Source organism: Paraburkholderia sediminicola, assembly GCF_046030555.1.
GTDB classification, from domain to species: Bacteria; Pseudomonadota; Gammaproteobacteria; order Burkholderiales; family Burkholderiaceae; genus Paraburkholderia; species Paraburkholderia sediminicola_E.
Genome location: NZ_JAQQCH010000005.1, coordinates 254537 through 268119, shown reverse-complemented (window position 1 = coordinate 268119; position 13583 = coordinate 254537). Strand labels below are relative to the sequence as shown.

Here is a 13583-nt window from a genome sequence, read left to right as displayed (position 1 = left end):
AAAAAAGCGCTGAAAGTACCGTTAATCGGCGCAAACTAGCCGACGTATCCGTCGATCGGCAGTCAAATCAGGTTGCGCCGCAGCAATTTTCCGCATTATGAGAATCGATCTCGTAATTCGAAAATTTTGTTGCGCGGACGTCGGGACCCCTTTTACAATCGGCCGAAGCTGCCGCGGCCGTGCTTCGTCCGCGTCGTCTGTTCAAAGAGCGTTCCTCTATATCCAGGAGACGAGCATGTCCGCTGTACCCGACGAAGTCATGAAATATGTCGCTGCCGAAAAAGACGACGATCCCCAGGAAACCGGCGAATGGCTGGAAGCGCTGGATGGCGTGATTTCTGCTGTGGGCCCCGATCGGGCCCACTATCTGATCGAGAAGCAGATCGAATTCGCCCGTGTACACGGCGAACATCTGCCGTTCTCCGCTAACACCCCCTACATCAATACGATTCCTGTGTCGCGTCAGGCGCCGATTCCCGGCGACCAGGACCTCGAACACCGTATTCGCTCGTACACGCGCTGGAACGCCATCGCCATGGTGCTGCGCGCGGGCAAGGACACGAACGTCGGCGGCCACATCGCTTCGTTCGCGTCGGCAGCCACGCTGTACGACGTCGGCTATAACCACTTCTGGCACGCACCGTCGGCTGAACATGGCGGTGACCTCGTGTTCGTGCAGGGCCATTCGTCGCCGGGTGTGTACTCGCGCGCTTTCCTGCTCGGCCGTCTGACCGAGAACCAGCTCGACAACTTCCGTCAGGAAGTGGGCGGCGAGGGTATCTCGTCGTACCCGCACCCGTGGCTGATGCCGGACTTCTGGCAATTCCCGACCGTCTCGATGGGCCTCGGCCCGATCATGGCGATCTATCAGGCGCGCTTTATGAAGTACCTGCAGGCGCGTGGCATTGCAAAGACCCAGGGCCGCAAGGTCTGGGCGTTCCTTGGCGACGGCGAAACGGATGAACCGGAATCGCTCGGCGCAATCGGCATGGCCGGTCGCGAACGCCTCGACAACCTCGTGTTCGTGATCAACTGCAACCTGCAGCGCCTCGACGGTCCGGTGCGCGGTAACGGCAAGATCATCCAGGAACTCGAAAGCGAATTCCGCGGCGCCGGCTGGAACGTCATCAAGGTCGTCTGGGGCAGCCGCTGGGATGCGCTGTTCCAACGCGACAAGTCGGGCGCGCTGATGCGCCGGATGATGGAAGTCGTCGACGGCGAATACCAGACGTACAAGTCGGAGTCGGGCGCGTTTGTTCGCGAACACTTCTTCAATACGCCTGAACTGAAGGCGCTGGTTGCCGAGTGGTCCGACGAAGACATCTGGAACCTGAACCGCGGCGGCCATGATCCGCACAAGATCTACGCAGCGTTCACGGAAGCATCGAACTCGCAGGGCCAGCCGACCGTCATCCTCGCGAAGACGATCAAGGGCTACGGCATGGGCGAAGCCGGCCAGGCGATGAACATCACCCACCAGCAGAAGAAGCTGCACGTAGACCAGCTGAAGAAATTCCGCGACCAGTTCCGTCTGCCGATCCCCGACGAAGACCTCGTCAACGTGCCGTACCTCAAGTTCGAAGAAGGTTCGAAGGAACTCGAGTACATGCGCGCTCGCCGTCAGGACCTCGGCGGCTATCTGCCGGCGCGTCGCCAGAAGGCCGAGTCGCTGCCGGTGCCGGCGCTCGACGCGTTCGAGCCGCTGCTGAAGGGCACGGGCGAAGGCCGCGAGATCTCCACGACGATGGCGTTCGTGCGGATCCTGAACATCCTGCTGAAAGACAAGGCGCTCGGTAAGCGCATCGTGCCGATCGTGCCGGACGAGTCGCGTACTTTCGGTATGGAAGGCCTGTTCCGCCAGATCGGTATCTGGAATCAGGAAGGCCAGAAGTACGTGCCGGAAGATTCCGACCAGCTGATGTTCTACCGCGAATCGGAAACCGGCCAGATCCTGCAGGAAGGGATCAACGAAGCCGGTGGTATGTGTGACTGGATCGCAGCCGCGACGTCGTACTCGACGCACGGCGAGATCATGATCCCGTTCTACATCTTCTACTCGATGTTTGGCTTCCAACGTATCGGCGATCTGGCATGGGCGGCGGGCGATATGCGTTCGCGCGGCTTCCTGCTGGGCGGCACGGCTGGCCGCACGACGCTGAACGGCGAAGGTCTGCAACACGAAGATGGTCACTCGCTCCTGTGGGCGGCATCGGTGCCGAACTGCATCAGCTACGACCCGACGTTCGGTTACGAACTCGCGGTCATCATGCAGGACGGTCTGCGTCGCATGGTTGCTGACCAGGAAGACGTGTACTACTACATCACGGTGATGAACGAGAACTACGAGCACCCGGCGATTCCGCAGGGCAATGCTGTAGCGGCCGACATCATCAAGGGTATGTACGCGTTCCGCAAAGCAGAAGCTGACAAGAAGGCGCCGCGCGTTCAGTTGATGGGCGCGGGCACGATCTTCAACGAAGTCATCGCCGCTGCTGACCTTCTGAAGAACGACTGGGGCGTCGCTGCCGACCTGTGGAGCGTGCCGAGCTTTACCGAACTCGCTCGCGAAGGTCACGAAGTGCAGCGCTGGAACCTGCTGCACCCGACGGAAGAGAAGAAGGTCTCGCACGTCGAAAAGCTGCTGAAGGACGCACAAGGTCCGGTCATCGCGTCGACCGACTACGTGCGCGCGCTGACCGAACAGATCCGCGCGTTCGTGCCGCAGAAGTTCGTCGTGCTGGGCACGGATGGCTACGGCCGTTCGGACACGCGCGAAAAGCTGCGTCACTTCTTCGAAGTCGACCGCTACTGGGTCACGGTTGCCGCGTTGAATGCACTGGCAGATGAAGGCACGATCGAACGCAAGGTCGTCGCCGAGGCGCTCAAGAAGTACAACCTTGATCCCGCCAAACCCAACCCGATGACCGTCTAAGGCATCATTCCCCGTGTGCCACGGCGTGCGCGCCTGCTCCTGATCGACAGGAGCAGGTGGCGTGCGCGGCCCAGGAGACACTAACAATGAGTCAAGCGATCGAAGTCAAGGTGCCGGACATCGGCGATTACAAGGACATTCCTGTGATCGAGGTGCTGGTGAAGGCGGGTGATACCGTCGAGAAAGAGCAGTCGCTCGTTACGCTGGAATCCGACAAGGCGACCATGGACGTGCCGAGCTCGGCCGCCGGTGTCGTCAAGGAAGTGAAGGTCAAGGTGGGCGACAACGTGTCGGAAGGCTCGCTGATCGTCGTGCTGGAAGGCGAGGGCGCTGCTGCCGCGCCGGCGCCCGCTCCCGCGGCGTCGCCTGCATCTGCGGCTGCACCTTCCGCCGCGCCCGCTGCTGCACCGGCGCCTGCTGCCGCAGGCGGTGGTGGTCTGCAAGAAGTCAAAGTGCCGGATATCGGCGACTACAAAGACATTCCCGTGATCGAAGTCTCGGTGAAGGTCGGTGATCGCGTCGAGAAAGAGCAGTCGCTGGTGACGCTCGAATCCGACAAGGCGACCATGGACGTGCCGAGCTCGGCCTCCGGCGTCGTCAAGGAAGTGAAGGTCAAGGTCGGCGATAACGTGTCGGAAGGCTCGGTCATCGTCGTGCTGGAAGCCGATGGTGCTGCTGCGCCGGCTGCGGCTGCCGCACCCGCGGCCAAGCAGGAAGCGCTCGAGAAACCGTCGGACGCGCCGGCTGCTCCGTCGCCCGCTCCGGCGTCGCCGTCTGCGCTTGCACAAGCGCCGTTGATTCCGGCTGGCGAGGGTGGTGCCCGCCATGCGAGTCACGCGTCGCCGTCCGTGCGCAAGTTCGCGCGCGAACTCGGTGTCGATGTGACGCAAGTGCAGGGTACGGGTCCGAAGGGCCGTATTACGCAAGCAGACGTGACCGGCTTCATCAAGGGTGTGATGACGGGTCAACGTGCTGCTCCGGCAGGCGCTGCTGCACCGGCTGCTGGCGGCGGCGAGTTGAATCTGCTGCCGTGGCCGAAGGTCGACTTCACCAAGTTCGGCCCGGTCGATCCGAAGCCGCTGTCGCGCATCAAGAAGATCTCGGGGGCGAATCTGCATCGCAACTGGGTCATGATTCCGCACGTCACGAACAACGACGAAGCGGACATCACCGATCTCGAAGCGCTGCGTGTGCAGCTGAACAAGGAAAACGAAAAGGCCGGCGTGAAGATCACGATGCTGGCGTTCGTGATCAAGGCGGTGGTTTCCGCGCTGAAACAATTTCCAACGTTCAATGCCAGCCTGGACGGCGACAACCTGGTGTTCAAGCAGTACTTCCATATCGGGTTTGCTGCGGATACGCCGAATGGTCTGGTCGTTCCGGTGATTCGCGATGCGGACAAGAAGGGTTTGATCGATATCGCGAAGGAAATGACCGACCTGTCGAAGGCTGCGCGTGATGGCAAGCTGAAGCCGGATCAGATGCAGGGTGGTTGCTTCTCGATTTCTTCCCTGGGTGGGATTGGCGGGACGAACTTCACGCCGATTATTAACGCGCCTGAAGTCGCCATTCTTGGGCTGTCGCGGGGCGCGATGAAGCCGGTTTGGGATGGCAAGCAGTTTGTGCCGCGTCTGATTCTGCCGCTGTCGTTGTCGTATGACCATCGGGTGATTGATGGTGCCGCGGCGGCGCGGTTCAATGCGTATCTGGGTGCGATTCTTGCCGATTTTCGGCGTGTGATTCTTTGATCGTGGTTTGAGGTTTTTTGCTCGCGGCGCGGTTTTGGTGGTTATCCGCGCTTCTCGCTGAACTTGCTTTCTTATCGGTCTATTAGTGTCGCCCCTGTGCGGGGCGGCACCTACTTTTCTTTGCACCCCAAGGGTACTTCCTGCGGGGCGTCTTCCAAAGAAAAGTAGGCAAAAGAAAGGCGCGTCCTTGGGCGGACAGCAAAGGATGCTTCTGTTCGCCGCGCTGCCACCTTTTAGGCTGCTTTGGAGTGGGTTCTTCGCCTCATCACGATCAATAAGAGAAGGGGACACTATGAGTCTCGTCGAAGTAAAAGTGCCGGATATCGGTGACTTCAAGGACGTCGATGTCATCGAAGTCAATATCAAACCGGGCGATGTCATCGAGAACGAACAGGCGTTGATGACGCTCGAGTCCGATAAGGCCTCCATCGAAGTGCCAAGCGATACCGCCGGCACGGTCAAGGAAGTGCGCGTCAAAGCCGGTGACAAAGTCTCGCAAGGCACGGTCATCGCGCTGGTCGAGTCATCGGCAGATGTAGCGCCCGCTAAAGATGCACCAAGGGCCCCGGCCAAAGAACCTGAGAAGGCGCCCGCTCAGGCAGCACAAGCCGCTGCTGCGCCGAAGATTGCCGCGCCCGCACCGCAAGCCGGCAGCTTCTCCGGTAATGCGGATATCGAGTGCGACATGCTCGTGCTCGGTTCGGGCCCCGGTGGCTACTCGGCTGCGTTCCGCTCGGCCGACCTCGGTATGAAAACGGTGCTGGTCGAACGTTATGCAACGCTCGGCGGCGTCTGTCTGAACGTCGGTTGTATTCCGTCGAAGGCGTTGTTGCACACCGCGCTCGTCATCGACGAAGCGGAAGCGCTCGGCGCGCATGGCATCACGTTCGCCAAGCCGCAAATCGATCTCGACAAGCTGCGCGACTTCAAGTCCGGCGTCGTCAAGAAGCTCACCGGCGGTCTCGCCGGTATGGCGAAAGCGCGCAAGGTCGAAGTCGTGACGGGTAACGGTTCGTTCGTCGATCCGCATCACATGGAAGTGCAGACAGAAGGCGGCAAAAAGGTCGTCAAGTTCAAGCAGGCGATCATCGCCGCGGGCTCGGAGGCGGTGAAACTGCCGTTCATTCCTGAAGACCCGCGTGTGGTCGATTCGACCGGCGCGCTCGAACTACGTCAGATTCCGCAACGCATGCTGGTGGTTGGCGGCGGCATCATCGGGCTGGAAATGGCGACGGTCTACGCCACGCTTGGCGCCAAGATCGATGTGGTCGAAATGCTCGACGGCCTGATGGCCGGCGCGGATCGCGACCTGGTCAAGGTCTGGGAGAAGTACAACAGCAAGCGTTTTGCCAACGTCATGCTGAAGACCAAAACCACCGCAGCGGAAGCGAAAGACGACGGCATCTACGTGTCGTTCGAAGGCGAAAAGGCCCCGGCCGAAGCGCAACGTTATGACCTCGTGCTGGTCGCCGTCGGCCGTACGCCGAATGGCAAGAAGATCGGTGCGGATAAGGCCGGCGTGGCGGTGACGGATCGCGGCTTCATCGACGTCGACAAGCAGATGCGCACGAACGTCCCGCACATTTTCGCGATTGGCGATATCGTCGGCCAGCCGATGCTCGCGCACAAAGCCGTGCACGAAGGTCACGTCGCCGCTGAAGTGGCGCACGGCGAGAAGGCTTACTTCGACGCGTTGCAGATTCCGTCGGTGGCCTACACCGATCCGGAAGTGGCATGGGCCGGCAAGACGGAAGATCAGTTGAAGGCCGCAGGCATCAAGTACGGCAAAGCGGTGTTCCCGTGGGCCGCTTCGGGCCGCGCGATCGCCAACGGCCGCGACGAAGGCTTCACGAAGCTGCTGTTCGACGAGGAAACGCATCGCGTGATCGGCGGCGGGATCGTCGGTCTGAACGCGGGCGACCTGATCAGCGAGGTCTGTCTCGCGATCGAAATGGGGGCGGACGCAACGGATATCGGTAAAACGATTCACCCGCACCCGACGCTCGGTGAATCGATCGGTATGGCCGCCGAGTTGTACGAAGGCGTCTGCACCGACTTGCCGCCGCAGAAAAAGAAGTAATGCCGCTGGGCCCGCCGCCTGCATGCAGGCGGCCTCGAAGAAACAGAGGCAAAAAAACGGCGCGCCCCGCAAAGGGCGCGCCGTTTTCTATTTGCAGCAAGCAGCGTAGCGCGTTTGTCGTGACGCACCGCATGAAAAATGCGCGGCGCATCTCAGGCCGGGGAGAAAAAAATCCCGGCCTTTCGCCGGGCAAACGATACGTCATTCAACGTATCGGAGCGTTCGGCCAGATAAAACCGTGTGAGCGGCACGGCACGACGCTGTTGCTTGCGATAACGCCGGCCCAGCCTGTGAGGCGGGGCCGGCGTATGTGATGCGTGAAGCTTAGACTGTCTTCTTTGCCGAGCGCGATGCTTGTGCAGCGGCTTGCGACGCTGCCTTCGATGCGGCCGTTGCGGCTGCGTTGAAGTTGCTTTCGGCGATTTCGACTGCCTGCTTGGTTGCCTTGTGGACCGTTTCGTACGTGGTGTTGGCAGCGGTGATAGCCGACTTCATCACGGCGACAGCGGTTTCCGAACCGGCGGGAGCATTCTTTGCAACGTTTTCGACGAGCGCCTGGACCTTGCGGTTTTGCTCTTCGAATTGAGCTTCCGCGACGCGGGTGAATTCACCCTGCGTTGCCGAAACGATTTCATACACGTGACGGCCGTACGACAGCGCCTTTTCAGCCACCGGCTGTGCAAGGCTTGCTTGCAGTGCCAGCAATTCCTGCGCGTCCTTCACCGACAGCGCGCGCTGGGCATTTTCCTGGCTTTCCGCGAGCGTCGACTTCACGACTTGCAGGTTCAGCTCAACCAGCTTTTCGACGCCTTCAAATGCTTTGGTCGTCAGGCCGAACAACGTTTCAAAGTTGGCTTTCTGGGCTGCGGCGAATTGCTCAGGGGTCAGCAGAGTCATGGTTTACGCTCCTGGATTGCGGCCTGTCTGTGCGGACCGCATTGGGTTGGTGGCGAGACGCCTTAAAGGTCGCCTCCCCGGACTGCGATGTTTTGTGCATCGCAGCAATGGTTCCCATTTTAGGATGGCCACAACGAATGTCAAGTGTTTTTTGTGCATCGCACAATGTTAAGAAATTACTGATAAAACAACGCCTTATGCAGTAGGCATGACATTCATATGATGCAAGTTAATTTGTCCGTTGCACTGTGCTGGTGCGGAGGAAATCTGGATTTGTTACCGATTTCAGGAGCGATTTTGACCGCTTGACGCGGCGCGATGCCGGCGCAAAAAAAGTAGGGTCGACGTTTGACAAAAAACCATCGATTGGCCATTCCGATGTAAACCAGAAAGTGTCACGGAACGTTAATGTTCTATTCCGGTCGAAACCGCGTTGGCGGTCTCCAGCAGATGTTTAACTATCTGCCGTGAGGCCGCTACGACGTTCCGGTACGCCGGCACGTTGTGCCAGGCGTTAGACGCTTGCGCTCAGACCGTATTTCCCCTGATCAAGGTTGTCTCGAAATTGCCGTTATGCTGAAGGAATCGTCCTGATTCCAGCGCGCGGTGGCAAAGGCGAGGCGAAGCGCGCTGACGATCGTTTTTTTCGATCGAAACGCGGCACTTATTTGTGTTTTTGCGATCGGAGCTTACAAGCCGGTTTAAGGAGCGCGTATAAGTGCTTCAAATTGCTAATTTTTCATTGTTTTACTACACTTGCGGAAACCTCTCGCCGCTTCCTACCGAACACCCATGAAAACCGACATGTTTTCGTCGCTAAAAGTGATCCACGGCGCGGCCCGCAGCACCGCTCTGTCGGTGGCCGCCTCCATGGTCATCGCAGCGGCGTTCGCCGCGCCTGTCAGCACTTTTGCCGCCACGCCCGCTACAACCGCAACAACCTCCAAACACGCGAAAGCAGCCAAAAAGCCCGCCGCAGCCGCTGCCGACAAGGTGTCGAGCAAGAAGGCCGCCAAAGGCGCCGCCGCGAAGACCGTCGCCGCCGCGGATGACAACGCGCCGCGCGCGAGTGTCAAGCGCAAGCGCGTAACGTATACGTCGAATGGTCGCCACCACTCGGTGGTGCGCCGCGTCGCGTATGAACCGCGTCCGCCTACCGTCGGTCAGGCTTTCGGTCTGCACGAAACGCCGGACGCGCTGATGCTGCGTTCAAGCGTTGCCTACGTGATCGATCAGAACTCGGGTGAATCGCTGTTCGACAAGAATTCGCGCGCCGTGGTGCCGATCGCGTCGATTACCAAGTTGATGACCTCAATGGTCGTGCTCGATTCGAAAGAGCCGATGACCGACCAGATCGAAGTCACAGACGAAGACCGCGACTACGAGAAGAACACGGGCTCGCGTCTGTCGGTGGGCTCGGTACTTTCGCGTGAAGACATGCTACACATCGCGCTGATGGCCTCGGAAAACCGTGCGGCCGCAGCGCTGTCGCGTTATTTCCCGGGCGGCCGTCCGGCGTTCCTCGCGGCTATGAACGCGAAGGCCAAGCAGCTCGGAATGACCGACACGCACTTTGAAAACCCCACGGGTTTGACGAGCCAGAACGTGTCGAGCGCGCGTGACCTCGTGAAGATGGTCAACGCGGCGTACCAGTATCCGCTGATCCGCAAGTTCTCGACCGATCACAGCTACGAGGTGTACACCGGCAAGCGTTCGCTGGCGTACAACAGCACGAATGCATTGGTGCGTAACCCGACGTGGGACATCGGTCTGCAAAAGACCGGTTTCATCAACGAAGCGGGCGAGTGCCTCGTGATGCAGGCGACTATTCACGGCCGTCCGATGATCATCGTGCTGCTCGACTCGTCGGGTAAGTACTCGCGCTTTGCAGACGCGACACGTCTGCGCACGTGGCTTGACAACGGTGGCGATCAGCCGCGAATCACCAGTGCGGATGCCGGCGGCCCGGGTACCTGAAGTGAGCTGGCTGCTCTAGTGGCCGGTTTTCGGGCCGGCCAGAAAAAAAGCCTCGCAGATGCGAGGCTTTTTTATTGAGCCGGCGAGTCGGTGGAGGGTCCCGCCAGCCTATGCGTGCTGGTGGTGCGTATGCTCCTGCGGTTTCTGCGGGCGATAACCCAGCGACTCGGAAATCAGCAATGCCGTCTGGCTGAGCTGCCCCAGCCACGAGTCCTGCAAGCGATCTGCCGGGGCGGACAGCGACAGGCCCGCAACCAGCTTGCCGGTGTCGTCGTAAATCCCGGCTGCGATGCAGCGCACGCCTAGTTCCAGTTCTTCGTTATCGCGCGCGCACGCCTGCTGGCGCACGTGCGACAGCTCGCGTTCGAGCTTGGTCAGGTCGGTGATGCTGTTCTGCGTATGCCCGGACAGACCGGTGCGCGTGGCGTAAGCCCGCACGCGGGTCGATTCGTCCGCGGCGAGGAAGAGCTTGCCCACCGAGGTCAGATGCAGCGGCGCACGGCCGCCAATCGCTCGCACCACCTGCATGCCGGAGCGCTCGGAGTAGGCGCGTTCTATATAGACGATCTCATCGCCCTGACGCACGGAGAGATTCACTGTCTGCCCGGTTTGACGGTGCAGTTCGCGCATCGGCGTGAGCGCCGCGTCGCGTACCGACAGCCGCGCCTTCACCAGATTGCCCAGTTCGAGCAGGCGCATACCGAGACGGTAGGTGCCGGGATCCGACCGGTCGACCAGCCGGCACATCACCATGTCATTCAGGATGCGGTGCGCGGTGGACGGGTGCAGCTCGGTGCGGATGGCGAGTTCTTTCAGGCTGACCGGGTCGCTATGCGCAGCGAGTGCATCGAGCAAGCGCATCATGCGTTCGATCACCTGGATCGAAGTCTTGGGATCCGGGTTCGTATCGCTCATGGGGAGGAATCGGTTGACGCGTCAAACAGCGGAAATTGATTGTATCCCGTATTGTGAAAAGAAGGGAAGCGGTTGGAACGCCTATTCCAATTTAACGTGGCATTCGTCCTATGCCTTCCGGCCGTTGGTATTGTGCGGCAAACAGCGGATAATCAGGGACGTTTTCCCGAAGGAGGGCTCATGCGAGTCGGATTGTTCGTCACCTGCCTGATCGACCTGATGCGTCCGGAGATCGGTTTTTCGGTCATCAAGCTGATCGAAGGCGCCGGTTTCGAGGTAATGGTGCCACCCGCGCAAACCTGTTGCGGGCAGCCCGCATACAACTCGGGCGAGCGGCGTATTGCGCGCGATCTGGCCGAGAAAACCTTGCGCGAGTTCGAACAGTTCGATTACGTCGTGGTGCCCTCCGGTTCATGTGGCGGCATGATCCGCGCGCATTACGGCGACCTGTTTGCGGACGATCCGGAGCTGATGAACCGCTTCGGCCGATTGCGGGCCAAAGTGTTCGAGTTGACCGATTTCCTCGTCAATGTAGCCAGGGTGCAATTGCAGCCAGGTGAGTTTGCAGGCCAGGTGACCTACCACGATTCCTGTTCGGGGCTACGCGAACTCGGCATTAAGGCACAGCCACGTGCGTTGCTGACGCAGGTGGGCGTGGCCGTGACCGAAATGAAGGATTGCGAGCACTGCTGCGGCTTTGGGGGCACCTTCGCGGTCAAGTATGGCGACATCTCGACGGCGATCGTCGACGAGAAATGCGCGAATATCGGCGCGAGCGGCGCTGGCGCGGTGGTGCTCGGCGACCTCGGCTGCATGCTCAATATCGAAGGCCGCTTGCGGCGCACCGGTGACACCACCACGCGCGTGCTGCACATCGCCCAGGTGCTGGCCGGCGACGCTTAAAAATCATGGCGGCGCTCAAACCGGTGCGGTTGATTCGGCGCACTCCTTCGCGCGCTTCATTCGCGCATTTCACCTGAATACGCTCAAGGCCGTCATGCAAGTCCAATCGATGCATTTCAAGGCCCGCGCGGGCCAGAAGCTCGCCGACCAGCGTCTGCAGCAGAACCTCACCAAGCTGTCGACCAAGTTCGTGTCGGCCCGCGCCGCGTCCATGACCGCGATCGATTTTCCCGCTACCCGCGCGGCGCTGAAGGAGCGCCGCAATCGCGCGCTGGAAAATCTCGATGTCTGGCTCGAGACCTTCGAACGTGAAGCGACCCGCCGTGGCGTCACGGTCCTGTTCGCCGAGACGACGCAGGAGGCGGCGCGTCTCGTCGGCGATATTGCGCGTCGGCATGACGTGAAGAAGGTGATCAAGACCAAGTCGATGGTCACCGAGGAAATGCGCCTGAACGAAGTGCTCGGGCAGATGGGCGTGCAATCAATCGAAACCGATCTGGGCGAATACATTCTGCAGATCAACGACAACGAGCCGCCCAGCCACATCATCGCGCCGGTCGTCCATAAGGATAAGGACGAGATCGCCGACCTCTTCGCGAAAACGCACGACCGGCCGCGTCTGACCGAGATCACGGACATGACCCGCGAAGCGCGCGAGATGTTGCGTCCGCACTTCATGAGCGCGGACATGGGCGTAACCGGCGGCAACTTCGTGGTGGCGGAGACGGGTTCCGTTGCGTTGATCACGAACGAGGGCAACGAGGGCATGTGCACTGTGATGCCGCGCGTGCATGTGGCCGTGACCGGCATCGAAAAAGTGTTGCCCACACTGGAAGATCTCGCTACGGCTATGCGCCTTTTGCCACGCTCGGCAACCGGCCAGGCGACGTCGAATTATTTTTCCGTGTTGACCGGGCCGCGCGGGGCGGGCGATCAGGACGGTCCCGAGCATATGTACGTCGTGCTGGTCGACGGAGGGCGCACGGGGCTGATCGGCGGCGACTTCCAGGAGATGCTGCGCTGTATCCGTTGTGGCGCCTGCATGAACCACTGCCCGGTGTATCAGAAGGTGGGCGGTCATGCCTACGGCTGGGTTTATCCGGGGCCGATGGGGGCGGTGCTGACACCGAGTTACGTCGGGATCGACAAAGCGCTGGATCTGCCTCAGGCGGCAACTTTGTGCGGCGAGTGCAACAGCGTATGTCCGGTGGGGATTCCGTTGTCCGATCTGCTGCGCAAGCTGCGCGAGAAGCAGGTCGAGCGGCGGCTGCGGCCGTGGCGCGAGCGGGCAGGGCTCGCGGTGTGGGGTTTTCTCGCGCTGCACCCGGATGCCTATGCGCTCTTCACGAAGCTCGCGGTTCGCGTGCTGGAACGAATGGGCGGGCGAAATCGTTCGATTACCAAACTGCCGTTGGGGGGCGCTGGCTGGACCAATACGCGCGACATACCGGCTCCGGTCGGTCGCACGTTCAGAGAGCTGTACGCCGCGCAACGCAGCCATATTGGCTGAGCGGCAGCACAGCCGGTGTAGTTTGCATCACTGGCCCTCCGTTCTCCACTAGCTCAATGGTCCGTCATTCCTCCTGACTGACGGTGGGGATTCCCTCTGACCGGCGCATTACCTCCATTGCCGCGGCCGCCGTTGTTGCCTGCTTGCTGTGGCGGAGGCGGGCTACCTGCCCCTGGCCGTGGCGCGTTAGACCCACTGGGCCCCCTCGGCCCGCCAACCGCGCCCTGAGGCGGCGGTCCTCCACGTGAGTCCCCGGCGTTCGGCTGACCATGCCCGCCGTTGTCCCCGCGGTTACCGCTGTTTCCATAGTTGCCGTTATTCGGCCGTCCCCGATCCGGATAACCCGGGTAGCCGCGATAACCCGGCCCCGGCCCGTAATAGCGACCTGGTCCGTCGTAGTAACCCGGGCCCGAATAATTGCCATAGCCCATATAGACATTGGTTTGTGGCACAACCGGCACGCCGGCGGCATAGCCATCGTAACCGTCGTAGCCGTTGTAACCGCCGTCATAGCCGTTGCCGACCATCGGCGTGCCGTCCGGATAGACGGCGCAGCCGCCTAGCAATGCAGCAGCGACCGTGAGGCCGGCAAGTGAAGCAATACGTTTCATTTGGAGGACC

At 60.8% G+C, this 13583-nt stretch carries 9 protein-coding genes; 6 read left to right on the top strand and 3 right to left on the bottom strand.

The window, feature by feature from the left end; genetic code table 11:
* Nucleotides 1-235 precede the first annotated feature (235 nt).
* From aceE to lpdA, 3 genes are all read left to right on the top strand, one after another.
* Nucleotides 236-2932 carry a pyruvate dehydrogenase (acetyl-transferring), homodimeric type gene (gene aceE, locus PQQ52_RS10545; RefSeq protein WP_408210116.1) on the top strand — a complete coding sequence of 899 codons (2697 nt, stop codon included), beginning with the start codon at nucleotides 236-238 and terminating at the stop codon, nucleotides 2930-2932.
* 86 nt (nucleotides 2933-3018) lie between these two features.
* Nucleotides 3019-4680, top strand: a complete 1662-nt coding sequence (gene aceF / locus PQQ52_RS10540) for a dihydrolipoyllysine-residue acetyltransferase (RefSeq protein ID WP_408210114.1) — start codon at nucleotides 3019-3021, stop codon at nucleotides 4678-4680.
* 292 nt (nucleotides 4681-4972) lie between these two features.
* Entirely contained in the window at nucleotides 4973-6760 is a 1788-nt protein-coding gene (gene lpdA / locus PQQ52_RS10535; protein WP_408210111.1) for a dihydrolipoyl dehydrogenase, read from the top strand.
* 324 nt (nucleotides 6761-7084) lie between these two features.
* On the opposite strand, the gene PQQ52_RS10530 is transcribed toward lpdA, so the two are convergent.
* Entirely contained in the window at nucleotides 7085-7657 is a 573-nt protein-coding gene (locus PQQ52_RS10530) for a phasin family protein (protein ID WP_063496642.1), read from the bottom strand.
* Between the two features lie 792 nt (nucleotides 7658-8449).
* Between PQQ52_RS10530 and pbpG the strand changes: the two genes are divergently transcribed.
* On the top strand, nucleotides 8450-9634 hold the full coding sequence (gene pbpG / locus PQQ52_RS10525) for a D-alanyl-D-alanine endopeptidase (RefSeq protein WP_408210108.1): 1185 nt from the start codon (nucleotides 8450-8452) through the stop codon (nucleotides 9632-9634).
* A gap of 108 nt (nucleotides 9635-9742) precedes the next feature.
* Here the strand turns inward: pbpG and PQQ52_RS10520 are convergent, their stop codons facing one another.
* The gene (locus PQQ52_RS10520) at nucleotides 9743-10549 is read right to left on the bottom strand and encodes an IclR family transcriptional regulator (protein ID WP_408210106.1); all 807 of its coding nucleotides are present in this window, start codon (nucleotides 10547-10549) and stop codon (nucleotides 9743-9745) included.
* 180 nt (nucleotides 10550-10729) lie between these two features.
* On the opposite strand from PQQ52_RS10520, the gene PQQ52_RS10515 reads away from it, so the two are divergent.
* Both PQQ52_RS10515 and PQQ52_RS10510 read left to right on the top strand, forming a co-directional pair.
* Nucleotides 10730-11452 carry a (Fe-S)-binding protein gene (locus PQQ52_RS10515; protein WP_408210104.1) on the top strand — a complete coding sequence of 241 codons (723 nt, stop codon included), beginning with the start codon at nucleotides 10730-10732 and terminating at the stop codon, nucleotides 11450-11452.
* 94 nt (nucleotides 11453-11546) lie between these two features.
* Entirely contained in the window at nucleotides 11547-12962 is a 1416-nt protein-coding gene (locus tag PQQ52_RS10510; RefSeq protein WP_408210101.1) for a lactate utilization protein B, read from the top strand.
* A gap of 53 nt (nucleotides 12963-13015) precedes the next feature.
* On the opposite strand, the gene PQQ52_RS10505 is transcribed toward PQQ52_RS10510, so the two are convergent.
* A complete protein-coding gene (locus tag PQQ52_RS10505; protein WP_408210098.1) occupies nucleotides 13016-13573 on the bottom strand; it encodes a hypothetical protein in 558 nt (185 codons plus the stop codon).
* Between the last annotated feature and the right edge of the window lie 10 nt (nucleotides 13574-13583).

Coding starts and splice junctions, on each gene's coding strand:
- aceE (WP_408210116.1), top strand. CDS start 236: ATGTCCGCTGTACCCGACGAAGTCATGAAATATGTCGCTGCCGAAAAA.
- aceF (WP_408210114.1), top strand. CDS start 3,019: ATGAGTCAAGCGATCGAAGTCAAGGTGCCGGACATCGGCGATTACAAG.
- lpdA (WP_408210111.1), top strand. CDS start 4,973: ATGAGTCTCGTCGAAGTAAAAGTGCCGGATATCGGTGACTTCAAGGAC.
- PQQ52_RS10530 (WP_063496642.1), bottom strand. CDS start 7,657: ATGACTCTGCTGACCCCTGAGCAATTCGCCGCAGCCCAGAAAGCCAAC.
- pbpG (WP_408210108.1), top strand. CDS start 8,450: ATGAAAACCGACATGTTTTCGTCGCTAAAAGTGATCCACGGCGCGGCC.
- PQQ52_RS10520 (WP_408210106.1), bottom strand. CDS start 10,549: ATGAGCGATACGAACCCGGATCCCAAGACTTCGATCCAGGTGATCGAA.
- PQQ52_RS10515 (WP_408210104.1), top strand. CDS start 10,730: ATGCGAGTCGGATTGTTCGTCACCTGCCTGATCGACCTGATGCGTCCG.
- PQQ52_RS10510 (WP_408210101.1), top strand. CDS start 11,547: ATGCAAGTCCAATCGATGCATTTCAAGGCCCGCGCGGGCCAGAAGCTC.
- PQQ52_RS10505 (WP_408210098.1), bottom strand. CDS start 13,573: ATGAAACGTATTGCTTCACTTGCCGGCCTCACGGTCGCTGCTGCATTG.